Annotated in this window: 23 protein-coding genes; 13 read left to right on the top strand and 10 right to left on the bottom strand. The window is 71.4% G+C overall.

The features are described from left to right. Positions 1–75: 75 nt before the first annotated feature. The gene (locus AB0J21_RS17690; RefSeq protein ID WP_363146904.1) at positions 76–477 is read right to left on the bottom strand and encodes a metalloregulator ArsR/SmtB family transcription factor; all 402 of its coding nucleotides are present in this window, start codon (positions 475–477) and stop codon (positions 76–78) included. An 81-nt stretch (positions 478–558) separates the two neighbouring features. Between AB0J21_RS17690 and AB0J21_RS17685 the strand changes: the two genes are divergently transcribed. Both AB0J21_RS17685 and AB0J21_RS17680 read left to right on the top strand, forming a co-directional pair. After that, entirely contained in the window at positions 559–1032 is a 474-nt protein-coding gene (locus AB0J21_RS17685) for an ArsI/CadI family heavy metal resistance metalloenzyme (RefSeq protein WP_363146903.1), read from the top strand. Positions 1033–1451: 419 nt separating this feature from the next. Next, positions 1452–1922, top strand: coding sequence for a hypothetical protein (locus AB0J21_RS17680; protein ID WP_363146902.1), 471 nt, complete (start codon positions 1452–1454; stop codon positions 1920–1922). Positions 1923–2062: 140 nt separating this feature from the next. Here AB0J21_RS17680 and AB0J21_RS17675 read toward each other — a convergent pair whose 3' ends face one another. Next, the gene (locus tag AB0J21_RS17675; RefSeq protein ID WP_363146901.1) at positions 2063–2392 is read right to left on the bottom strand and encodes a hypothetical protein; all 330 of its coding nucleotides are present in this window, start codon (positions 2390–2392) and stop codon (positions 2063–2065) included. 61 nt (positions 2393–2453) lie between these two features. After that, the gene (locus AB0J21_RS17670; protein WP_363146900.1) at positions 2454–3176 is read right to left on the bottom strand and encodes a winged helix-turn-helix domain-containing protein; all 723 of its coding nucleotides are present in this window, start codon (positions 3174–3176) and stop codon (positions 2454–2456) included. Between the two features lie 237 nt (positions 3177–3413). On the opposite strand from AB0J21_RS17670, the gene AB0J21_RS17665 reads away from it, so the two are divergent. Both AB0J21_RS17665 and AB0J21_RS17660 read left to right on the top strand, forming a co-directional pair. Continuing rightward, positions 3414–3914: a GNAT family N-acetyltransferase gene (locus tag AB0J21_RS17665; RefSeq protein ID WP_363146899.1), complete on the top strand. Its 501-nt coding sequence runs from the start codon at positions 3414–3416 to the stop codon at positions 3912–3914. A gap of 290 nt (positions 3915–4204) precedes the next feature. Beyond that, the gene (locus AB0J21_RS17660; protein ID WP_363146898.1) at positions 4205–4708 is read left to right on the top strand and encodes a DinB family protein; all 504 of its coding nucleotides are present in this window, start codon (positions 4205–4207) and stop codon (positions 4706–4708) included. A 112-nt stretch (positions 4709–4820) separates the two neighbouring features. On the opposite strand, the gene AB0J21_RS17655 is transcribed toward AB0J21_RS17660, so the two are convergent. Then, positions 4821–5321, bottom strand: a complete 501-nt coding sequence (locus tag AB0J21_RS17655) for an ATP-binding protein (RefSeq protein ID WP_363146897.1) — start codon at positions 5319–5321, stop codon at positions 4821–4823. A gap of 194 nt (positions 5322–5515) precedes the next feature. On the opposite strand from AB0J21_RS17655, the gene AB0J21_RS17650 reads away from it, so the two are divergent. The 4 genes from AB0J21_RS17650 to AB0J21_RS17635 all read left to right on the top strand — a co-directional run bounded on the left by AB0J21_RS17650 (position 5516) and on the right by AB0J21_RS17635 (position 7784). Next, complete coding sequence (locus AB0J21_RS17650) at positions 5516–6418, top strand: helix-turn-helix transcriptional regulator (RefSeq protein ID WP_363147218.1); 903 nt, start codon at positions 5516–5518, stop codon at positions 6416–6418. A 10-nt stretch (positions 6419–6428) separates the two neighbouring features. Continuing rightward, the gene (locus AB0J21_RS17645; protein WP_363146896.1) at positions 6429–6632 is read left to right on the top strand and encodes a DUF397 domain-containing protein; all 204 of its coding nucleotides are present in this window, start codon (positions 6429–6431) and stop codon (positions 6630–6632) included. Positions 6633–6883: 251 nt separating this feature from the next. Next, the gene (locus AB0J21_RS17640; RefSeq protein ID WP_363146895.1) at positions 6884–7096 is read left to right on the top strand and encodes a hypothetical protein; all 213 of its coding nucleotides are present in this window, start codon (positions 6884–6886) and stop codon (positions 7094–7096) included. 157 nt (positions 7097–7253) lie between these two features. Continuing rightward, a complete protein-coding gene (locus tag AB0J21_RS17635) occupies positions 7254–7784 on the top strand; it encodes a hypothetical protein (protein ID WP_363146894.1) in 531 nt (176 codons plus the stop codon). 20 nt (positions 7785–7804) lie between these two features. On the opposite strand, the gene AB0J21_RS17630 is transcribed toward AB0J21_RS17635, so the two are convergent. Continuing rightward, positions 7805–8518 (bottom strand): TetR/AcrR family transcriptional regulator C-terminal domain-containing protein, encoded by a 714-nt coding sequence (locus tag AB0J21_RS17630; RefSeq protein WP_363146893.1) that lies wholly within the window; start codon positions 8516–8518, stop codon positions 7805–7807. Positions 8519–8597: 79 nt separating this feature from the next. Between AB0J21_RS17630 and AB0J21_RS17625 the strand changes: the two genes are divergently transcribed. Together AB0J21_RS17625 and AB0J21_RS17620 are read left to right on the top strand one after the other, a co-directional pair. Continuing rightward, a complete protein-coding gene (locus AB0J21_RS17625) occupies positions 8598–10115 on the top strand; it encodes an MFS transporter (RefSeq protein WP_363146892.1) in 1518 nt (505 codons plus the stop codon). Continuing rightward, positions 10078–10578 (top strand): cupin, encoded by a 501-nt coding sequence (locus AB0J21_RS17620; protein WP_363146891.1) that lies wholly within the window; start codon positions 10078–10080, stop codon positions 10576–10578. The genes AB0J21_RS17625 and AB0J21_RS17620 overlap by 38 nt, the downstream gene beginning before the upstream one ends. 92 nt (positions 10579–10670) lie before the next feature. Here the strand turns inward: AB0J21_RS17620 and AB0J21_RS17615 are convergent, their stop codons facing one another. Together AB0J21_RS17615 and AB0J21_RS17610 are read right to left on the bottom strand one after the other, a co-directional pair. Further along, positions 10671–11921, bottom strand: a complete 1251-nt coding sequence (locus AB0J21_RS17615) for an MFS transporter (RefSeq protein ID WP_363146890.1) — start codon at positions 11919–11921, stop codon at positions 10671–10673. Positions 11922–12405: 484 nt separating this feature from the next. Next, entirely contained in the window at positions 12406–13692 is a 1287-nt protein-coding gene (locus AB0J21_RS17610; protein ID WP_363146889.1) for a geranylgeranyl reductase family protein, read from the bottom strand. A gap of 98 nt (positions 13693–13790) precedes the next feature. Here AB0J21_RS17610 and AB0J21_RS17605 point away from each other — a divergent pair, with 98 nt between their 5' ends. Then, a complete protein-coding gene (locus AB0J21_RS17605) occupies positions 13791–14351 on the top strand; it encodes a GNAT family N-acetyltransferase (protein WP_363146888.1) in 561 nt (186 codons plus the stop codon). Positions 14352–14473: 122 nt separating this feature from the next. Further along, a complete protein-coding gene (locus tag AB0J21_RS17600) occupies positions 14474–14836 on the top strand; it encodes a PASTA domain-containing protein (protein WP_363146887.1) in 363 nt (120 codons plus the stop codon). Between the two features lie 65 nt (positions 14837–14901). On the opposite strand, the gene AB0J21_RS17595 is transcribed toward AB0J21_RS17600, so the two are convergent. Continuing rightward, on the bottom strand, positions 14902–15609 hold the full coding sequence (locus AB0J21_RS17595; RefSeq protein ID WP_363146886.1) for a demethylmenaquinone methyltransferase: 708 nt from the start codon (positions 15607–15609) through the stop codon (positions 14902–14904). A 212-nt stretch (positions 15610–15821) separates the two neighbouring features. Here AB0J21_RS17595 and AB0J21_RS17590 point away from each other — a divergent pair, with 212 nt between their 5' ends. Further along, positions 15822–16829, top strand: a complete 1008-nt coding sequence (locus AB0J21_RS17590; protein ID WP_363146885.1) for a chitinase — start codon at positions 15822–15824, stop codon at positions 16827–16829. Positions 16830–17150: 321 nt separating this feature from the next. On the opposite strand, the gene AB0J21_RS17585 is transcribed toward AB0J21_RS17590, so the two are convergent. Next, positions 17151–17591: a MarR family winged helix-turn-helix transcriptional regulator gene (locus AB0J21_RS17585; RefSeq protein WP_363146884.1), complete on the bottom strand. Its 441-nt coding sequence runs from the start codon at positions 17589–17591 to the stop codon at positions 17151–17153. Positions 17592–18203: 612 nt separating this feature from the next. Then, positions 18204–19844 (bottom strand): tannase/feruloyl esterase family alpha/beta hydrolase, encoded by a 1641-nt coding sequence (locus AB0J21_RS17580; RefSeq protein WP_363146883.1) that lies wholly within the window; start codon positions 19842–19844, stop codon positions 18204–18206. Between the last annotated feature and the right edge of the window lie 100 nt (positions 19845–19944).

Raw genomic sequence — 19944 nt, 5'->3', positions numbered from 1 at the left:
CGAGGAAGCGGTCCAGGAACGACAGCCGCCGGGCGACCGGCCCCGCGGGCGCCACTGCGGTGGTCGCTTCGACGCTCACGATGCGGCCCCGGCGACCGTGGTCTCAGGCAGGGGCTGTCCGGCGGGACGGGTGAGGATCGCCGCGAGGCGGTCGGTCATCTGCGGCAGCAGCCGGTAGTAGACCCACGTCCCGCGCCGCTCGGAGCCGATGAGCCCGGCCTGCTTGAGCAGCTTGAGGTGGTGGGAGATCGTCGGTTGCGACAGGTCGAACGCCGGGGTGAGGTCGCATACGCAGACCTCCCCGCCCGCGCGGGAGGCGATCATCGACAGCAGCCGCAGCCGGACCGGATCACCCAGCGCCTTGAACACCTTCGCCAGCGTCTCTGCCTGTCCTTCGTCCAGCGGGGCGGTCAGCAGGGCGGGGCAACATCCGTCCGTGCCGTCCTGGCCGAGCACCACAAGCGCTTGTTTCGACATACCTCTATGTTGACGTTTTTCGATCCAAGACGCAAGGTTGCATCGACAGGTATCGATACAACCGATCCGGGGGAGACCACCATGTCCCGTGCCCAGCTCGCGCTCAACGTCGCCGACCTCGAAGCGTCGGTCGCCTTCTACTCCAAGCTGTTCGGCGTCGAGCCCGCCAAGCGGCGCCCCGGCTACGCGAACTTCGCGATCACCGCACCGCCGCTCAAGCTCGTCCTCATCGAGGGCGAGCCGGGACAGGAAACCCGCCTGGACCACCTCGGCGTCGAGGTGGAGACCACCGACGAAGTCACGGCCGCCACCACCCGCCTCAAGGACGCCGGGCTCGCGACCTTCGAGGAGAACGACACCTCCTGCTGCTACGCCCTCCAGGACAAGGTGTGGGTGCAGGGCCCCGGCAAGGAGCCGTGGGAGGTCTACGTCGTCAAGGCCGACGCCGATCAGCTCGGCAAGAGCACCGCACTCGGCGGTGCCGCCTGCTGTGCCGGCCAGCCGGAGGCGGCCGAGACCGCGCCGGTGGCTGCTGGCTGCGCCTGTGGCAGCTGAGGCATCGCGTCGCAGTACCGACCGGCGGGCCCGACCGGGCCCGCCGGTCCGGCGTGACGGTCACCGATGAGACTCCGAGTGCCCGTTGGGCAGTCCGGCTTTGCGGGCGTGCCCGCCGATCACCTCGGTGAGGGACGCCACCTCCCAGGACGCCCCGCCGCTGACCCCGGCCCCTCGCACCGCAGCCCCGGCAGCGGGCGAATTGCCAACTGCCGTTTCGTAGAGAGGGTTCGGCTCGCGCGAACCAGCCCGTTTCCCGAGGCGCTCACCGCCGCGAACGCCTCCAGTCCCAGGACGGGATCTACCCTGGGAGCCGCAGCCGCCGTCTCGCCGTAAGTCACCACACCTGTCGGCGAACAGCGGTGAGCGCACACGTCTCCGCACCTGCCCGGACCAGGTGACCGACCAGGGAGCAGATCATGATCGCCACGGTCCTCGCTGTCGTCGGGACGCTCCTCGGCTCACTCGTCACCGGCACGTTCCAGCACCTGGCGGGCGGCAGAGCCGAGCGCGCAGCCGCCGCCGAGCAATTGCGCCGTGACCGGCTCGAAGCGGTGACCGCACTCGCCTCCGCCGGTTCCGACCATCGTCGGGCCCTGTTGATGCGCGCGGAGGCTCGGCTTCGCGACGCCGGCAACGAGGAGCTGGAGAGACTGCGGGCCGAATCCCACATCACCCGCTCAGCCATCACCCGCCCCTTGGTCACGTTGCGGCTCCTCGTGCCCGACACGACTGTCCACAACACCGCACAGGCGATGGTCGTCGCCACATACGACATGGTCGATGCCGTCACGAGTACCGAAGATCTCACCGCCGCGCAGGAAACCGCCCGGGCCGCACACGACCGCTTCATCGACGCTGCCGCCGCGTTCTTCAGAGCCAATACTTAAGAATTCACTGCCCGCCGCCTGGAGCGGCGGCACAGCAGTGCCGCTTTCCTCACCTCACCGACAGCAGCGAGGCCGCGTACCCGTCGCGCAGGGTGCAACGGCCGGCATCCAGCGAGGCAATCCCTTCGGAGAGGGAATCGTCAGTTCGGGACTCTTCCGAGTGCCGTGATCCTGAACGTGCTGCCGTTCGCCGGACCGAGCCGCGCGGTCAGGCCGACGCGCCGGTCAGCAGGTGCGACGGTGATGTCGACGCTCGACTCCCCGAGGCGCGCCGTTCGCCGCACCCGGTAACGGAAGTACACCGCGACGCGGTGCGCACCCGGGGTCAGCGGGATCTCCCAGGTCCCCCAGCGCCCCTCGTATGCGGCGCCGTCCACCTCGACCACCGGGCGGGTGAGGAGCTGGTGAAAGAGAGCGGCGAAAGCCGACGGCTTGACGGTCACGACAGCAACTACCGCTTCTGCACTCACCAGTTGACCATAATCTGGGACACGTCCCCTATCCAAGGAGCCGGAGGGAGGGACCGCGAGGTCAGAGGTCGGCCGGTGGCAGGCCGAGGTGGTCGTGCCACGCCCGGCGACCGGCAGAGGTCACGACGAGGGCACGTGTCGTGCCGACGCGCGCCATCCATCCCGCGCCGAGGGCGTGGGCGCACAAGGCGGCACCTACCGCACCGGCCAGGTGGGGGCGCCGCTCGGTCCAGTCGAGGCAGGCGCGCACCGGCGGCCGTCGTGAGCCGTCCGGCACCGCGATCCCGGCTTCGGCGAGCCACTGGGCACCCTTACTGGTCAGGCCCGGCTGAGGACCCCATTCCAGCAGGCCCCGCCCGACCATGGCATCGGTGATCGCCAACGCCACGGCGCCGGCCAGGTGGTCGTAGCACAGCCGCGCCCGGGCCAGGGCCTGCTGACGCCCGGAGGCCGACAGCGAACGCGGCCGGGGGCTGTCCTGCGGGGCCAGCGCGGCAAGGCTCTCGATCAGCTCGACCACCCTGCGGTCGGCCACCCGGACGTACCGGTGACGTCCGTGCCGTTCCTCGACGAGGAGTCCGCCACTGACGAGCAGGTTGAGATGCGAGGTCGCGGTCGACGGTGCGACCCCGGCATAACGCGCGAGCTCGTTCGCCGTCCACGCCCGCCCGTCGAGCAGCGCCACGCAGAAAGCGGCCCGGGTCCCGTCAGCCAGCAGCCTGGCCACGTGAGCCAGGTCCACGCCCACATCCCGACCTGCGCGTTCGACGTCCACGTGGCCCATTGTCGCCGACCTCGCTCCGCCACCGGCCTCCCCCGACTCGTCGCCGACGTCCCTACGACTCGTCGCCGACGTCCCTACGACTCGTCGCCGACGTCCCTCCGACTCCTCACCGACGTCCCTTCGATGCCCGTCGAAGCGTCCCGGGTCTAGCGTCACCACGTGCGCCGGGCATATCGGCCCCGCGTCTGCGCCCGCCCGCGAGGTCGCACCACCCCCACTCCCGCACCGGAGCACTTCATGGCCACGTCCGACACGTCTGCCACCGCGTCCCCGCGTCCTGTACCCCGGACGGACCTCGTGGTCACCGACGCCCCCGCGCGGGCGGACCTCACGGTGATCTCCGATGCGCTGGACCGCTTCAACACGGAGGAGACGGGGGTCGCCGACCGCAGGCCGCTCGCCGTCCTGATCCGTGATCCCGAGACGCACCAGGTGATCGGCGGACTGACCGGACGCACCTCGCTCGGGCTGTTCTTCGTCGATCTCTTCTACCTGCCGCCTCACCTGCGCGGCGGCGGGCTGGGGAGCGAGATCCTGCGGCGGGCCGAGGACGAGGCCCGCACCCGTGGTTGCCGCGCGGCCGTGCTCTACACCATCAGCTTCCAGGCCCCCGGCTTCTACCGGAAACAGGGGTGGGAGCGGATGGGTGAGGTCCCCTGCGATCCACCGGGCACCAGCCGCGTCTTCATGACCAAGGAACTCACCGCACCGACCGGCGATCCGGGCCGGCCTCGGTAGGTCGCCGTGCGCCACGGCCCGGAGCGTCGTTCCGGAGCGTCACGGCCACCTCACCCGCACACTCCAGCGTTCTCGTGTCATCAGCACAGGACGGCTCATGGGTCGTTCTCGTCATGGACGGAGTACGGGAATCGTGGGGACTCGCCCCGCCACCCCAGTCGGGGCCCAGGGCGCCCTGCAAGCGGTCCACTGCCACAGCGGTGGCGAAACCCGTGTGCCTCGCGTGCCGTTTCCTGTCCACTCCCCGGACCTGGCGACCTCCCCAACCGGGCCTTTGCCATGATGACTTGATGACGGAAGACCAGCGGGTACTCCCTTCCACGGTGGCCGACGACCGGACGTCGCTCACCTCGTTCCTCGACTATCAGCGCGCCACTCTGGCCATGAAGTGCCAGGGGCTGACCAGCGACCAGCTGAAGCGAGAAGCCGTCGCGACCTCAAGCCTGACCCTCCTGGGCCTCGTCCGGCACGCGGCCGAGGCGGAGACCAGCTGGTTCCGTTGTGTGCTGAATCAAGAACGACTCACGCCTCGATGGCCTGCGGTCGACGGCGTCCTCGGCGAGTTCCTCGTTGCCGACGCGGACGTGGACGAGGCGTTCACGCTCTGGCGACAGTCCTGCGAAGAATCCCGCACCGTGACGGACGCCTTCGAGGCCCTCGACGACACGGTGGACTTCCGGGGCGAGACCATCTCGCTGCGCTACGTCCTGACGCACATGATCGAGGAGTACGCGCGTCACAACGGCCATGCCGACCTGTTGCGGGAAGCGATCGACGGGGCGGTCGGCGAGTAGGGCGCCCACAGGCCGGACCCGGCGCGATCTGCGGATCCGGTCCGGAGCAGTACGGGACGAACACACCGCGGCTGGTGTCATCACGCGCCGGGGCCTTCGTGGACAGCCCCCTTCAACGGGTTGAGTCCACCCCCGACACGGGCCGGCCGCCCTTCAGCACGAACCACACCGTCTTCTCGTACGGCCGCCCGTCCCGCGTGTGCACGCGGTGGCCGGTGCGGTGCGCGAGTGCCCGTACGAGGGCCAGTCCCCGGCCGTGTTCCGCGTACGGCTGTCCGTCGCGCCGCGCGGGGAGCGCCGAGGGGGCGCCGTCCGTGACGGCGACGAGGACGCGGTCGCGCCGCACCGCGATGTACAGCCGGACCTGTCCGGCACCCGTATGCCGGTACGCGTTGCTGACGATCTCGCTCAGACACACTTTGGCGTCCGCGACGAGGCCGTCCTCACCGGCGAGTCGCAGCACGGCTGCGAGGAAGTCGCGCAACAGCCGTGGAGCGGCGGCGTCGTTGGGGACCGTGAGGCGATAGCCGGCCGGGGGCCGGGGGTGGTGGGGAGCGAGTGATTCCGGCGCCCTGGGGCCGGGCGGGTTTCCCGCAGCGATCGAGACGGCCATGACGTGCGTCAGCCTCTCCAGTACGGAGTCGTTGGAGTGCGCGGCGAACGAAGGCCCGTGTCCCTGGCCACCGGTTGCTTCGCAAGGGCCTTGCGAGTGGCTGCACTTCGGACCAGAAGCGTTCGCTGTGCGTGACCAGCAAGCTAGGGCACAATATTGGTACGGCGCAACCGTGGTACGGCAGTCCCACTCGTATGGGTGGAACGTGGCACAGTGGTCCCGCCGCGCCCGCCACGCAAGGAGAAGGCATGCCACCAAGGCCGTATCCCACCGCCCGCCAACGGCGCCTCGGCGCGGAGTTGCGCAAACTGAGGGAGCAAGCGGGGCTTTCTGGTAGCCAAGTGGCAGCATTTCTGGGCGGCGAGCGTGCCCAAGTGAGCCACTTGGAGTCGGGCCGCTACGGAGTGAGCGCGGAACGCGTACGCCGGATCGCCGCATACTGCTCAGCTTCTGACAAGCACCTCGTGGACGCACTCGCGGGCATGGCGGAGGAACGCGGCAAAGGCTGGTGGGAGGAATATCGCGGAATGCTCTCGCCAGGCTTCCTTGACCTTTCGGAGCTTGAGTACTACGCGACATACATGCGGGCCATCCAAATGCTGCACGTGCCAGGTATCTTCCAGACGGCCGCCTACGCCAAGGAACTGATACTGAGCGGAATTTCCACACTCCCCGCCAACGAGGTAGCAGCGAGAGTCGAACACCGGATGCGGCGTCGCGAGGTGTTCGACCGCCCGGCGCCGCCGAGGTTCGAGGCGTACATCCACGAAGCCGCACTACGCATGCGGTACTGCTCGGCGGACGTCATGATCGAGCAGCTCGATTACCTGCGCGAGATCTCTCGATGGCCGAGCGTATCCATCAAAGTGATCCCCTTTGACGTCCAGATCAGCGGGTCCGTGCATTCCATGCTGTACGCGGGTGCGTCGATCCCCAAGCTGGACACCGTTCAGCTGGACAGCGCTTTCGACGGCGGTTTTCTCGACGCGGAGGCCCAGTTGACCAAGTACCGGGAACTACTTGACTCAGTGGGGCACATCTCGCTGAGCGAGACCGAATCGCGGGCATTCATCCGAAACATCGCACAGGAAATGTGAGTTCATCGGCATGACCGAATCCATCGTCTGGCAGAAGTCCTCGTTCTCCGGAGCCGACAACAATCAGAACTGCGTAGAACTGGCGGAGGTGAACGGAGAGATCAGGATGCGCGAGGGTGAGGCCCCCGAGGCCGTCGTCACTACCTCGCGCGCCAACCTCGCCGCCTTCCTCAAGGGAGTGAAGGCGGGAGAGTTCGACCACTTGGCCGACTGATCAACCCCAGCAACCCCCAACCAACGAGCGCCCCCGTTCACGCGGGGGCGCTCACTCCTTTCCGGCACACCTTTGGGACGTACCACTGTTGCGCCCAGGGCTGGAGTAACGCTACGTTCACTCTGCGTCGCACAGTCGGTCCGCGCTGCGGCCGGCCTATGCGCTGCGAGGCAATGCACTACGCCCTGAGCGGGCTTCGGTTCCGCCAGCGGTCCTCTCACACCCTCTCGCCCCACGGCAGGACAGTGACCATGCATCTCCCTCACGCCCTCTCCTTCGGCTTCCGGTTCGAAGCCTCGCTGGCATCCCCTCGCAGCAGCAGTCGTCATCCTCGATCCCAGCCCCGAGACTTACGGGTCCTCCCCTCCCCCCAGGAAGCCCTTCGCCTCGTGCGCCACCAGGTGCGGGACAACAAGCTGTTCGCCCTCAACGAGCGGGAGTTGGGCCGGGCCACCGCGCCCTGAACCGAGGCGGCACCGTCCCCGCGCTCGCCGCTCTCCTGCGGGGTGAGCCCTGCGGGTTCTCCGTCCGGCTGGACGACGGGACCCGGGCCGAGTGGCGGGTGCGGCCCGTTCAGGTGCTGGTCCTGGGGTGCCTGTGCGAACCCGGGCCAGGTGGCCCGTGAACGGCCCGGACGGTCAGGTCGGCCAGGGCGGACAGGTCGGCCAGGGAGACCAGGTCAGCGAGGTCGGCCCGTGCGACGTGGCCGGTCTCGGCGCCTGGACCTGGGTTACCTTCACCGCGCGCGGGCCCGTCCCGCATCTTCTCCTCGCCCCGCATCCCACGCACGAGACCTCCGATCAAGTCGATTTCCGCATGCGGCTGTTGTGCCATCGGATCAGGCTCGGCCCGCTGCTCGACGGCCGGCCGTCCCCCGTCCCGCTGCCCGACTGCCGCGTCTCCCTCGGCACCGGGCCCACCCCGGAGGCCGTCCTCCGCCTCGGGAACGGCGAGGCCCCCGTACCGCTCTCCGTCGGCTCCACCTGGTTCGCCTGCGCGAGCATCGGCGCCCCCGTCCTCGTACTCGCCGGCCTCGACGCCCTCCCGGCAGGTTCCGCACAACGGCACGTCGATCGCTACATCGCCGCACGCGGGCCGTGCGGACGGCTACGCGGCGGACTGACCCGCGCCGGAGTCCCGAAGGGCGTCTGACTGCGGGGACAGATGCCGCGTCACCCCCCGGCGACGCGCCGTCCCAGCCGTCCGGCCAGCAGGTCCCGCAGGCCGTCCTCGTACGTGTCCTGGGCCGTCAGCTCCTGCCAGCGGGGGGCGACCGCCGCCAGACGCGGGTGGGTCGCGCAGTCCTCGGCCAGTTCCGCGAACACCTGGTCGCGGTGGCTGGGGGCCTGGTCGGCGCGGCGGCGTGCGGCGGTGGCGCGGACCTGGAGTTCGCCCACCGTGAAGTACCAGAGCTGACGGTAGAGCCGCACCGCCTCCTCCGGCGGCAGTCCGCACGCGGCGGCCGAGTCCAGCACCGCCTCCACGAACCACAGCGCGCGCCGTGCCATCAACGCGTCCGTGGCCAGCACCTCCACGGTCCACGCGTGGGCCGCCAAGTGGTCGCGCAGGGCGGTGAAGAGAGTCACGACGCGCTCCCCGGGCTCCGTCGGCAGCACCGGTCTCGGCATGGACGCCGCCACGTCGTCCAGCAGGCGCAGCAACAGGTCGTCCCGGTCCCGTACGTGGTGGTACAGGGCCATCGGTGTGGAGCCGACCTCCTTGGCCAGGCGCCGCATCGTCAGCTTCGACGCGTCGTCCCGCGCGAGCAAGTGGTGCGCGGCCGCCACGATGCGCTCCAGGGAGAGCCGGGGCGGGCGGCCGGTGCGCGCCGGCGCCTCCCCCGGCTCGTGCGGGGTGGGGGACGGCGTCGGCTCGCTGCTCGGCATGCCCCCATGAAAGCACCGCGCAGGGCTCGCCCCCGGCCCTCCCCTCGACAAAGGGATCGCCCGCGTCTAGTTTTCTTACATGTATAAAAACTTAGTCGGGCGGCCGGGTGCCGTCCTGGCCGCCGTGTGCGTCGCGCAGTTCATGGTCTCGCTGGACGTCGCGGTGGTGAACGTCGCGCTGCCCTCGGTGCGCTCCGCGCTGGGATTCGCACCGCTGGACCTGTCGTGGGTCGTGCACGTCTACGCGCTGACCTTCGGCGGCTTCCTGTTGCTGGGCGGTCGCCTCTGCGACGCGTGGGGCCGCCGACTCCCGTTCACCGGCGGGCTCCTCGTGTTCGGCCTGGCCTCCCTCGCGGGCGGACTGGCCGCACACCCCTGGCAGTTGATCGCCGCGCGGGCCGTCCAGGGTGCGGCCGGCGCCGCGCTCGCCCCGGCGGCGCTGTCCGCTCTGACCGACGCCTTCCCGCCCGGCCCGGGCCGGGTCCGCGCGCTGGGGGCCTGGAGCGGGGTCACCGGCGCGGGCGGGGCGTTCGGGGTCCTGCTCGGCGGGCTCCTCACGGAGTACGCGGGCTGGCGGTGGGTCATGCTGGTCAACGTCCCCGTCGCGGCCCTCGCGCTCGTCCTCGGCCTGCTCGCGCTGGACCGGCGTGAGCCGCGTGGACCGGGGCGGCCCGCAGGCGGGGCGTCCCGGATCGACCTGCCCGGCGCGGTCCTCGTGACCGGTGGGCTCGGGCTGTTCGTCCTCGGCGTCGTCCGGACCGACCGGGCCGGATGGGGCTCGGCCACCACGCTCGTCACCCTGGCGGCGGCCGTTGTCCTGCTGGTGCTGTTCGTCGTGGCCGAGCGCCGTTCCCCGGCCCCCTTGCTCCGGCTGGGACTGCTGCGCTCGCGGTGGGTCGCCGGGGCCAACGGCTTCGTGCTGCTCGCGGCGGCAGCGCAGTTCTCCGCCTTCTACTTCGTCTCCCTACATCTTCAGCAGGTCCTCGGGCTGGGGGCGGCCGCGACCGGGCTCGGCTTCCTGCCCTTCTCCGGCGGCATGGTGGCGGGGACCGTACTCGCCACCCGGCTCGCCACCGGCCGGAGCCGTCCGCCGCGCTCCGTCCGGCTCACCCTGGGCGGGGGCGGCCTCCTCGCCGCCGCGGGGCTCGGCTGGTTCGCGCTGCTGAGTCCGTCGGGCTCGTACGCCACTGACGTCCTCGGGCCCTCCCTGGTCACCAGCCTCGGGCTGGGCCTGTGCTTCGCCCCGGCCGCCTCCGCCGCCACCACCGGCATCGCCCCGCACGAGACGGGTACGGCCTCCGGTCTCTTCAACAGCGCGCGACAGCTCGGTGGTTGCCTCGGGCTGGCCGCTCTCGCGACCCTCGCCGCCGCCCGTACCGGGTCCGGCACGGGGCCGCGAGCCCTCGATCAGGGCTACGCCCTCGGACTGGCCGTGAGCGCCGCCCTGCTCCTGGTCGCGGCGGTCCTCGCCCTCGCTGTCCTGCCCGCAGCATGTACGGCTTCCCCCGAGACGCCCGACCGCGAAGCGTCCCGGGCCCTCCACCACCGAAGGAGTTCTCATGCCCCCGAAGCCCCAGACCCCCGGGTCCACCCCTGACGCCGCCCCCGCCCCCGACGCCGTTCCCCGGACGCTGGACCTGCTCGCCGAGGGCGTACGGCTCTTCGAGGACGGCAGGGTCGAGGTCGGTGAACGACGGATGACGGACGACCCCGGGGCCTGGCAGCTCGCGACCTTCGCCGTACGGACGGACGCCGACGTGCACGCCGACCACTGGGAGATGCACCCCGGGGCGCAGGAGGTCGTCGCCGTCCTGAGCGGCGGTCCCGTGCGCTTCACCCTCCGGGCCCAGCCGGACCCGTCGGACGGTTCGCCGCTGCCCGCGGTGACGACCGTCCTGACGGAGAACCGCGCCGTGGTCGTCCCCCGGGGCCGCTGGCACCGCCTCAGCCTCGACGCGCCCGCGACCCTCATGTCCGTCACGCTGCGGCGGGGCACCGTGGTCGAGAAAGTGCGGGCAGAGGAGGGGGACGGGGAGGCCACCGGAGCGCGGGACGCGTAGCGGCCGGGACGCCGGGGGCCGGGCGGTCCGTTCTCCCGGCCCCCGGCCCCCGGCCCAGGCGCCGGTGACCCCCATGACGAACAGGCGCGCCGTCAGCCCGACTTGGCGCCCCCCGCGAGCGCGTGCCGTCCGCCCCACGTCGCCAGCGCCGTCGCGGCCAGCGCCAGGGCCGGGACGGTGAAGCCCGCTCGGGTGCCGTCCGGGCCGTCGACGAGGTGGCCGACCACGGCGGCGGAGGTGGCGATGCCCGCCGCGCTCGCGGAGTTCGTCCAGGTGAAGGCCTGTGTCAGGACCGTTCGGTCCACCACCGACTCGACCAGCGTGGACGAGACGATGAGGCACGGGGCCACGCCCGCGCCCGGGAGCAGGAGGGCGAGGCCGAGTTGCCAAGGGTTCCGCGCCAGGAGCGGCAGCAGTGACGCGCAGGCCAGGAAGGCCATGATCAGGGGGAGTTGGGCCGCCGGAGGGGTACCGGCCCTGAGACGCCCGTACGCCAGGCCGGCCAGCAGGCTCGTCACGCTCATCAGCCCGTACAGGAGTCCGGCCGCCGACGCGGCGTGGTGGGCGGCGGCGAAGGCGCTCACCGAGACCTGCGTCGCGCCGAAGAAGCCGCCCAGGGACAGGTTGACCGCCAGCAGGGTCGCGAAGTTCCGGGTCAGCAGCTTCGCGCGCCGAACCGGTACGGCCCTGGGGTCCCCGGCGGGCCTCCCCGCCGGTGCCGGGGCCGTACGCCGCAGTGTCGCGAAGACCAGTCCCGCGCCGACGACGAGCGCGCCCGCCAGCACCGTACCGGCGGCCGGGTGGACCCTGGTCGCCGCCAGGACGGTGAGGGCGGGGCCGAGGAGGAAGGCGGCCTCGTTGCTGAGCGTTTCGAGGGCGAAGGCCGGGACGAGTTCAGGTCTGCCGTGCAGCAGGGCCGACCAGCGGGCCGCCGAGAGCGCGCCGATCTGCGGGACGGTCGCCCCGGCCGCGAGCCCGGCCGCCGCCAGCCACGGCGCCGGCATCCCCGTCAGGGTCAGGGCGACCAGTACGGCGACCGCCACGGCGTGGGCACACAGGAGGGGGACGAGGACGCGTGGCTGTCCGAAGCGGTCCACCAGGCGGGCCGTCTGCGGGCCCGCCAGGGTCTCCGCCACGGCGAAGGAGCCGGTGACCAGGCCGGCCGTCCCGAAGGACCCGGTCTCGGCACGGACCAGCCAGACGATGCCGAGTCCGGCCATGGCCACCCCGAGCCGGGCGGGGGCGGCGGCCAGGAAGAAGGCCGGGGCGCCCGGAATGCGCAGGGCCGAACGGTAGGAGACGGCGCCCGCCCGCACAGGCCCGGCACTGCCGGCTGCTGACACGGTGCGACGGGCTTCGGGTGCGGTACGACGGAACCGGTGCCGCGCTGTCACGGCGGGGGCCTTCCGCTGCCGGTGGGACGGTCCGGGAGAGCGGGGCCCCTCGTGGGCGCCGTCCCCCGCCGCCAGGAGTCGTCCAGGTGACGCGGGCGAGGCGGACGCGCGGTCCGTCCAGGTCGGCGTCGGCTCCAGCGCCGGCAGAGAGTTGAGGGCCGAGACCGGGGAACCGGGCTCGGCGGATCGGTCAGGAGGGTGACCTTAGCGGCGACGGCGGGCAGAGGGAAGACCGTACGGGAGCCACCCGGAGGCGATCCGGGAGCCGCCCCAGGGCACCCGGGAGACAGCCTGGCCTCCGGACCCGGCCCGGCCAGGCCCGGCCCCGGCGCCCGCGTCGCCCCAAGCCCGTCAGCCGCCATCCCCAGGGAAGCCCGACTACCCGCCACCCCCAGGGAAGCCCGACGATCCGCCACCCCAGGGAAGGCCGCGATTACGCCTTCGGCGCGACCTTGCTCAGTCCGTTGATGACGCGGTCCATCGCGTCGCCGTGGGTCGGGTCGGTCAGGTTCGCGAGCAGCTTCAGGGTGAACTTCATCAGGATCGGGTGGGTGAGGCCCCGTTCCGTCGCGAGCTTCATGATCTTCGGGTTGCCGATGAGCTTCACGAAGGCGCGGCCCAGCGTGTAGTAGCCGCCGAAGGTGTCCTTGAGGACCTTCGGGTAGCGCTGGAGGGTCATCTCGCGCTGGGCGGGGGTGCGGCGGCCGTGCGCCTGGACGATGACGTCGGCGGCGATCTGGCCGGACTCCATGGCGTACGCGATGCCCTCGCCGTTGAACGGGTTGACCAGGCCGCCCGCGTCACCGACCAGGAGCAGGCCCTTGGTGTAGTGCGGCTGGCGGTTGAAGGCCATCGGGAGGGCCGCGCCGCGAATCGGCATCGTCATGTTGTCGGGGGTGTAGCCCCAGTCCTCGGGCATCGAGGCGCACCACGCCTTGAGCACCTCGCGCCAGTCCAGTTCCTTGAAGGAGGACGAGGTGTTGAGGACGCCGAGGCCCACGTTGGACGTGCCGTCGCCCATGCCGAAGATCCAGCCGTACCCGGGCAGCAGCCGGTCCTCGCCGGGGCCGCGCCGGTCCCACAGCTCCAGCCAGGACTCCAGGTAGTCGTCGTCGTGGCGCGGGGAGGTGAAGTACGTGCGCACCGCGACGCCCATCGGGCGGTCCTCGCGGCGGTGCAGGCCCATGTTGAGGGACAGCCGCGTCGAGTTGCCGTCGGCGGCGACGACGAGCGGGGCGTGGAAGGTGACCTCGGTCTTCTCCTCGCCGAGCTTCGCGTTGACCCCGGTGATGTGGCCGGTACGGGGGTCGGTGATCGCCGTACCGACGTTGCAGCGCTCGTAGAGGCGGGCGCCCGCCTTCTGCGCCTGGCGGGCCAGTTGCTCGTCGAAGTCGTCGCGCTTGCGGACGAGCCCGTAGTCCGGGTAGGAGGCGAGTTCCGGCCAGTCCAGCTGGAGCCGGTTGCCGCCCGCGATGATGCGCAGGCCCTTGTTGCGCAGCCAGCCGGCCTCCTCGGAGATGTCGATCCCCATGGAGATGAGCTGTTTCGTGGCGCGCGGGGTGAGGCCGTCGCCGCACACCTTCTCGCGGGGGAACGCGGTCTTCTCCAGCAGCAGGACGTCGAGTCCCGCCTTCGCGAGGTAGTACGCGGTGGTGGAACCGGCGGGTCCGGCCCCGACCACGATCACGTCTGCGCTGCGTTCGGACAGGGCCTCGGCCACGACTTGTCTCCCGACGACTTGAAATCACGTGCCGAGCGGCACCGGACATGGGCAGTCTATTCAGGCGCCTCGTCCCCCGAACCGAAGGGCTGCCCGGAATGACCCTCTCCTTCCCCGCCCCGCCGTCCCCGCGTCCTGACCAGGAGCCGGGCACCCGTCCCGCTCCCGTCGTGGGGCTCCGGGTGCCGACCGAGGAGGACGCGTACGTGTGGCACGCCCTCTTCGCCGATCCCGAGGTCATGCGCTTCCACGGCGGGCGCCCCGCCGAACTGTCCGTCTACCAGGAGCTGACCGCGCGTCAGCGCAGACACGACGCCGAACTCGGCTACTGCTTCTGGACCGTCCTCGACGCGGAGGGGCACGCCCTCGGCTTCACGGGCGCCCAGCCGTGGCCGCACCAGGACTTCGGGCCGGTCGGCGGCGTCGAGATCGGCTGGCGTCTCGCGCGCCCCGCGTGGGGGCGGGGGCATGCGACGGCCGCCGCGCGGCTCACCCTGGAGCGGCTGCGGGCGGCCGGGGTGCCGGTCGTCCACGCGATGGTCAAGAGCGACAACCTGCGGTCGGCTCAGGTGGCCCGGCGCCTGGGCATGACCCTCGCCGAGGAGTTCGTACTGCCCCGTACGGGGGAGGCGGGGCAGCGCTTCGAACTGCCTCTCTGACCCGGCCCGGTCATCGGCAGGGGTGCGAGGGCCCGGCGGGGGAACGTTCCCTTCACCAGTCCCCACCCGGGACACCGGCCCCGCCGGTGCCCCCGGTACCACCCGCGTCCCTGGGAGTGATCATGACGGCGGAGATTCCCGATGCGCCGGAGACCGTCCTCGTGCCGAGGCTCGTCGGACTGATGAGCCTGGACGCCGTGGAACAGTCCCAGTCCCGTGGCCTCGTGACGGAGACCCCGGACCGGCCCGAGGCCCCGGACCCGGTCGCCTACGTCGTACGGCAGTACCCGGCGCCGGACACGGTCGTACTGAAGGGCTCCGTCGTCACCGTGTGGTTCGACGCCGGGCCCGGTCCCGGTGAGGACGGGGGCGGTTCGGGCGTACGCGAGCCGCTGCGGCCCGAGCCGGGCAGCGGCGGGATGCTCCGCGAGGCGAACGAGCCGGACGAGGACGGCGGGACGGAGGAGCCCGCCGTACTGAGCTGAGGAGCCCGCCGTACTGAGCTGAGGACGGGCCGAACGGCCGCCGGAGGGGGGAGCCCCCGCGCCCCTCAGCGCCCGGCCACCGGCTTGAACCCCCGGTGGAGGGCCACGATGCCGCCCGTCAGGTTGCGCCACGCGACCTTCGACCAGCCCGCGTCCTGGAGCAGCGAGGCCAGGGCGGGCTGGTCGGGCCAGGCGCGGATGGACTCGGCGAGGTACACGTAGGCGTCCGGGTTCGAGGAGACCGAGCGGGCCACCGGCGGCAGCGCCCGCATCAGGTACTCGGTGTAGACGGTGCGCAGCGGGCCGAACACCGGCTGCGAGAACTCGCAGATGACGACGCGTCCGCCGGGCCGGGTCACGCGGTACAGCTCGTGCAGCGCGGCCCGGGTGTCCTGGACGTTGCGCAGGCCGAAGGAGATGGTGACCGCGTCGAAGGTGTCGTCCTTGAACGGCAGCCGCGTCGCGTCCCCGGCCGTGAACGGCATCCACGGGTGGCGGCCCTTGCCGACCTTCAGCATGCCGAGGGAGAAGTCGCAGGGCACGACGTAGGCGCCGGTGCGGGAGAAGGGCAGCGAGGAGGTCGCGGTGCCCGCCGCGAGGTCCAGGACCTTCTGCGCGGGGCGCGCGTCGACCGCTTTCGCGACCTCCTTGCGCCACAGGCGGGCCTGTCCGAACGACAGCACGTCATTGGTGAGGTCGTACCGTTCCGCGACGCCGTCGAACATGGAGGCGACTTCTTGCGGCTGCTTGTCCAGGGATGCGCGTGTCGTCACCCGGTCATTGTGGCAGGCGCCCGCCGCCGCGCGGCCCGGGGGCGGGCGGCGGCGGGACGGGAGCGGCCCGGGAGCGGTCCTGCGGCGGGGCGACGGGCCGGATTCCCGGAAGCCGCCCGGCCGTGCGGTCCGGCATGGGACATTCGTGACGTACAGCCCGAAGGGCCCCGGCAGTCCCGCGCGGCCCGTCCCCGCCGAGAGCGAGTCCGTCCGTGCGCCGCCCCTCCTCCCCCGTTCCGCGCCGCGCCCTCGCGGCCGCTCTGCTCGCCGCCCTGACCGCGTCCTGCGCGTCCCCGGGGCACGGGCAGGACAGGACGGACGACACCCCCCGGCATCGCGGCGTGGACTGGGCGCCGTACGTCAGCGCCGAGGAGCCGAGCCCGCTCGACGCGACGGCGGACCCGGCGACGTACAACCTGGCCTTCGCGGTCGCCGACGGCGCGGACTGCGTCCCGGTGTGGGGCGGTACGGAACCGGTGGACGACCCGGCGGTACGGGCGAGGATCGCGAAGCTGCGCACCGGGGCGGACGTACGGGTCTCCTTCGGCGGACAGGCGGGGAGCGAACTGGCCCGGGTGTGCGAGGACGCCCCGGCGCTGGCCGCCGCCTACACGCGGGCGCTGCGCGCGGCCGGGACCCGCCTCGCCGACTTCGACGTGGAGGGCGGGGCGCTGAAGGACCGGGCGGCCAACGCGCGACGGAACGCGGCAGTCGCGCGGCTCCAGAAGGAGGGGCGGCTCGGCGAGGTCACGTACACCCTGCCCGTCATGCCGGAGGGCCTCGACGCGGACGCCCTCTCGCTCCTGCGCGGGGCGCGCGCGGCCGGGGCCGGGATCACCGCCGTCAACCTCATGGTGATGAGCTACGGGGAGGCGTACGACGAGCGCTCCATGGCCGAGTACGCCGAACAGGCCGCCCGCGCGGCGCACCGGCAACTGCGGACCGCGCTCGGCCTGTCGTCCACCGCCGCGTGGAAGGCGCTGCGGCTCACGCCGATGCCCGGCGTCAACGACGTCACCACGGAGACCTTCACCCTCCCCGACGCCCGCCGCCTGCACACCTTCGCCGTACGCAACGGCCTGGGCGGCCTCTCGATGTGGGCCTCCTTCCGCGACCGCCCGTGCCCCGCGCCGGCCACACGGAGGACCGCCCAGGAACACTGCTCGGGGCTCGCACAGAAACCGGGGGACTTCGCGCGGGCGCTGGCGGGACACCGGTAGCGCTCGGCGAAGCGGACGTGGGCCGGGGCGCAGCCGTTCCGGCTGTTCCGGCCGCTCTGGTCTGTTCTGGCCGGCGGCGAACGGCCGGACGGCGTCCCACGCGCCGGACTGCTTCGCCCGTCGCGATGACGGGACGGCCGTGGTCGTCGACTGCCGCCCGGCCGAACGCCTCGGCCCGCCGGACGTGGTCAAGTGCGAGGCGACGGCGGCGGGGTGCGGCAGCCGGTGGTACGGAGCCGCCGGTCGCGCTCCGTGGAGAACGTCTGCCGCGCGGCCCCCGGTGGGCGTCGACGCGGGTGACGTCAAGGGTATGGGTGATCCTCAGCGCGGCCACGCTCGCGTCAGAGTGTCGCGAAGCTCCGCCACCCTCGCGGGTCCCAGCCGGCTGCCGAGCTCCTCTTCCAGGTCATGCAGAATTCCCAGGGCGACGTCCCGGCGCCGGCGTCCGGCGTCGGTCAGCCGGATGAGGGTGCTGCGCGGAAACCCGGGCCCCGGCGTGCTGGTCAGGAGTCCTTCGTCGACGAGCTGCGTGACGGCGCGGTGCATCGTCTGGCGGGTGACGCCCGCACGGCGGGCCAGCTCGGCGATGCTGAGGGGCGTGTCGCGGCCGAGGTGCGCGAGCACGGTCGTGTGCGCCGGCGTCACGGGGGCCACTTCCGCGGCCTCCAGACGCGCCACGAGCTCGTCGGAGAACCATCGCTGGCCCCGTTGCATGAGTACGGGCAGCGGCAGATACGCGTCCGCGCGGTCCTGAGCCGTCATGGTGCGGGGGTCTCCTCGCTCGTGGGATAACGCCCCTGCGCCGGCAAGGCTAATGCGGGGAGCGTGATTGCCCGACAGGCTATGACGTGGACGTCCTGGTGGCAGGGACCGGACCCGGCGGGCGGATGGCGGCATCACGGCCGGCACGGTCGGGGGTGTCGGTTCGCCTGGTGGTGCTCCGGGCGGTCCGGCGACCACCAGCCGCGCGCTGGGTGCCCACGCCTGGAGTCCGGAGATCCACGACCAGCTCGGGACTGTCGGCGAGATCGCGCCGCGCGGAACGCGGATCAACACGTTCGTCGTCCATCAGGACGGCCCGTCCCAATCGGCTCAGTGGGGGGCGACCCACCGTTCGTGCCGTACTACGACGTGAGACCCGGCGACCAGCCCTTTTCGGCTGGACACCGGGCCTCGCGTTCCCGGGTGGCGCCGGGGCTGGAACCCGGGAAGAGGCCGAGTCGGCAGATGCGCGGCGGGCCGCTTCCACCGCCGCTGATCCGCGTCCGCGTCTGCGTCTGCGTTCATCGAGTCACACAGATCACACAGGCGCGCAGGCGCGGCGGCGAGTGCTCACGCAGCGTCAGCGTGCGCTGCTCTGAAGAGCTCTCGCGGTCAGCCGCAAGCGAAGTTGCCGGCGACATTCGGGTTTCCTGCGCCCGCGTAAACAGCCTTCATCGGGTACGGGCAGACTGGGCGCTGCATCGTGACGTCCCCATCCGCTTCGGACTTCGTGGCAATGAACTTTCCTGGCGCCCGGCCCTTCTCCACCCAGTCCCGCAGTGCTGTGACGGCGTCGTGCTCCGCATCGCGCGAAACGGGAGGAGCGACGTCCTGGCCGAAGTTGTCCGGCCCGCTTCCCAGACCTTTATGGGACCGGCCCGGCACCATGAAGAGCCGGTAGAAATTCCCGAGTTCCGAGCGGTCACCGCGAGCCGTCCTACTGAGCACAGAATTGTAGTACTCCACGGTCGATTCTGGAGAAACAACTCCGTCTTCCCAGTTCTGGTACTGAATGAGCTTGCCGCCGGCGGCCCTGAACGCCCGAAGATCGGGGTTCGTGGCATTGACGAATCCGAGCGCGTCCTCCACCGCCGTGAAATCGGTGTGCAGACTGAATGATGAGCCATCCCAGTCGGGATCGTTCAGGCCCATCTGATACAACGCGTTGGAGAACTCGGAGGTCGGGATGAGGTCGAGCCAGTCGATCTGGGAAGAGATGGCCTGCCCGACGTACAGCCTCTGGTTCGTTACCGGGTCCAGCAGCGGCGCCGTGATCTCAGCCACAGCGTCGGCTTGAGCGGTTGAAAGACATGTGCCTTTCTCCTGACCGGCCTGGCAGGCAAGACTGCGGGGGCTCCAGTCACAGGTCCGCGGATCGCGAATGATGCCGTCCGTCACCCCGTCCTCGCCGTCGCAGGCGGCAATCGCCTTGCGCCTCACCAGCCCAAGCAGCTCGGCCCCTTCTTCTCCCTTGAACCCCGCCTCCGCCAGACGCTTGCTCGCCACCAGCATCTGAGTTCCGCTGCGGGTGAAGTTCTGGATTGCGTTACCCGCCAGTATTCCGTCGAAGTCACGCGGAAACCTCTGCGCCGACATCATTCCGTCACGACCGCCGGTGGATGAGCCGACATAGTACGAGTAGGCGGCCCGTTGCCCGTAGAACGATCCAATGACGCGTTGAGCGTTCACAGCTGTCTCATGAACGCTGCGCCACGCATAGTCGGTGACACGCTGCCGCGACTCGAATGCCCAAGTCGAGTCGAAAACACCTGCTGGGGCCGTGTGTCCACTGTCGGTCGCTGCGGTCGCGAACCCGCGCCGGAGCTGGGGCGCCATCTCCTCCCGGTGGATCACCCCTCCGAAACCGTGTGTCCCGACCTGCATGTAACGCCCGTTCCAGCCGTCTGCCGGAAGCCACAGCTCCATCGAGACCGAAGAGCCCGGTACCCGCGTGACGGTTGCGGTGACCCTGCAGAAAGCAGGCAGGTGAGGGAAAGCCTCCCCGCCCCCTGGTGGGTAGTACGTTCCAGCAGGGACCGGCTGCGCGACATTCACCCTGACGCGGGGAAGGCGCAGGGCTTTCACGCCCTCGCAGAGAGCGCTGCGCTGCACGGCGGCAGACGATGCCCGCGAGGTGGCCGGCGAGCGTTCGGCGCTCCCCGCGTCAACGCTCGTCGCCGCGATCATGACGACGGTGACGAGCGTGACCGCGAAGGTCCTTGATGCTTTGCCGACGAGGCCGCGGAAATCCATTACTCGCACAACTCACCTTCAAACGGGGACAGTTCGACAGAGTCCTTACGGGGAGCGCTCTCGGACGGCTTCTTCCGGGTCCGCTGTCCGCATCCCACCC

The sequence above is a fragment of the Streptomyces sp. NPDC049954 genome (assembly GCF_040656295.1).
GTDB lineage: Bacteria > Actinomycetota > Actinomycetes > Streptomycetales > Streptomycetaceae > Streptomyces.
The sequence above is the reverse complement of the archived record's forward strand: the minus strand, read 5'-3'. Positions and strand labels throughout refer to the sequence as shown.

What these genes read in the sequence shown, in the direction of transcription:
- AB0J21_RS17650 (WP_363147218.1), top strand. Translation starts at nt 5,516, where the DNA reads ATGGGTGGAACGTGGCACAGTGGTCCCGCCGCGCCCGCCACGCAAGGA.
- AB0J21_RS17625 (WP_363146892.1), top strand. Translation starts at nt 8,598, where the DNA reads ATGTATAAAAACTTAGTCGGGCGGCCGGGTGCCGTCCTGGCCGCCGTG.
- AB0J21_RS17600 (WP_363146887.1), top strand. Translation starts at nt 14,474, where the DNA reads ATGACGGCGGAGATTCCCGATGCGCCGGAGACCGTCCTCGTGCCGAGG.
- AB0J21_RS17605 (WP_363146888.1), top strand. Translation starts at nt 13,791, where the DNA reads ATGACCCTCTCCTTCCCCGCCCCGCCGTCCCCGCGTCCTGACCAGGAG.
- AB0J21_RS17655 (WP_363146897.1), bottom strand. Translation starts at nt 5,321, where the DNA reads ATGGCCGTCTCGATCGCTGCGGGAAACCCGCCCGGCCCCAGGGCGCCG.
- AB0J21_RS17685 (WP_363146903.1), top strand. Translation starts at nt 559, where the DNA reads ATGTCCCGTGCCCAGCTCGCGCTCAACGTCGCCGACCTCGAAGCGTCG.
- AB0J21_RS17630 (WP_363146893.1), bottom strand. Translation starts at nt 8,518, where the DNA reads ATGCCGAGCAGCGAGCCGACGCCGTCCCCCACCCCGCACGAGCCGGGG.
- AB0J21_RS17620 (WP_363146891.1), top strand. Translation starts at nt 10,078, where the DNA reads ATGCCCCCGAAGCCCCAGACCCCCGGGTCCACCCCTGACGCCGCCCCC.
- AB0J21_RS17670 (WP_363146900.1), bottom strand. Translation starts at nt 3,176, where the DNA reads ATGGGCCACGTGGACGTCGAACGCGCAGGTCGGGATGTGGGCGTGGAC.
- AB0J21_RS17690 (WP_363146904.1), bottom strand. Translation starts at nt 477, where the DNA reads ATGTCGAAACAAGCGCTTGTGGTGCTCGGCCAGGACGGCACGGACGGA.
- AB0J21_RS17580 (WP_363146883.1), bottom strand. Translation starts at nt 19,844, where the DNA reads ATGGATTTCCGCGGCCTCGTCGGCAAAGCATCAAGGACCTTCGCGGTC.
- AB0J21_RS17640 (WP_363146895.1), top strand. Translation starts at nt 6,884, where the DNA reads ATGCATCTCCCTCACGCCCTCTCCTTCGGCTTCCGGTTCGAAGCCTCG.
- AB0J21_RS17680 (WP_363146902.1), top strand. Translation starts at nt 1,452, where the DNA reads ATGATCGCCACGGTCCTCGCTGTCGTCGGGACGCTCCTCGGCTCACTC.
- AB0J21_RS17585 (WP_363146884.1), bottom strand. Translation starts at nt 17,591, where the DNA reads ATGACGGCTCAGGACCGCGCGGACGCGTATCTGCCGCTGCCCGTACTC.
- AB0J21_RS17665 (WP_363146899.1), top strand. Translation starts at nt 3,414, where the DNA reads ATGGCCACGTCCGACACGTCTGCCACCGCGTCCCCGCGTCCTGTACCC.
- AB0J21_RS17660 (WP_363146898.1), top strand. Translation starts at nt 4,205, where the DNA reads ATGACGGAAGACCAGCGGGTACTCCCTTCCACGGTGGCCGACGACCGG.
- AB0J21_RS17645 (WP_363146896.1), top strand. Translation starts at nt 6,429, where the DNA reads ATGACCGAATCCATCGTCTGGCAGAAGTCCTCGTTCTCCGGAGCCGAC.